This window comes from Saccharopolyspora taberi (assembly GCF_039534165.1).
Lineage (GTDB): Bacteria > Actinomycetota > Actinomycetes > Mycobacteriales > Pseudonocardiaceae > Saccharopolyspora_D > Saccharopolyspora_D taberi.
In genome coordinates this window covers 1-792 of the sequence record NZ_BAAAUX010000050.1, presented here as the reverse complement: position 1 = coordinate 792, position 792 = coordinate 1, and the positions used below count along the sequence as shown (strand labels likewise).

At 65.4% G+C, this 792-nt stretch carries 1 pseudogene; it reads right to left on the bottom strand.

The window, feature by feature from the left end:
* Nucleotides 1–331: 331 nt before the first annotated feature.
* Nucleotides 332–792, bottom strand: a pseudogene (locus ABD691_RS33545) (hypothetical protein); the annotation flags it as partial.

Below are 792 nucleotides of genomic sequence, written 5' to 3'. Positions count from 1 at the left end.
ACTGGCCCGTTGATGTCGTTGCTGGGGTTTCCGGATTCCCCTGGGTTTCCGGGGTAACGGGGGTTTCCTGTGTTCACCGCCAGCTTCGGCCCTGGACACTGCCCCGGATGCGCTGCTCGCCTGGCGACAGGCCGACGCCCGTCCAGCGCCGTGAACAGGGAAGACGGAGTCGCCCCTGCCGTGCGGGAACGGAGAACTCGGTCGCAAGAAACCCAGGGGAATACAGGGTTTCTAGGGTTCACGGGGATGCCTCAAACGCAGGTAAGGCCGTAAACCCAGGGGAATAAGGGGAAAACAGTGTTCCCTTTAACCCCTGGGTTTACGGGGAACGTCAGCTGAGGGGGCGCCCGCCGGCGAACCGCTCCCCGCGGAGACGTTGAGGCCGGTGAGGAAACGGCTTGCCCTCGTTGAGCTCGTGTTGCTGCTGCTTCGTATACGCCGCGAGGGCGTCTTGGACGAAGTGCGCCCACTTGTCGACGAAGCCGGCCTGATGGGTGGCCCAGTAGGCATCTTTCGCGTCCTCGCCGATGACGGGGTCGACGTCCACGGTGACACGAAGCTTGGTCGCCTGTTTCGGGGCTGCGGGTGTGGCTGGTGTTGGCGGCGTTTCCGGTTTCCCAGGGGTTTGCTGGGTTTCCGGGGTTTCAGGGGATTGCGGCGCGCTCGCCCCGTCGTCGGAGCTGGCGGTGGTCGCGGCGGCCGCTGTGGAGGAGGGCGGAGGCGGCGGTGTTTCCTGATTCCCCTGGGTTTCCGGGGTTGGAGGTGTTTCCGGGGTTGCCTGGGTTGTTCCGG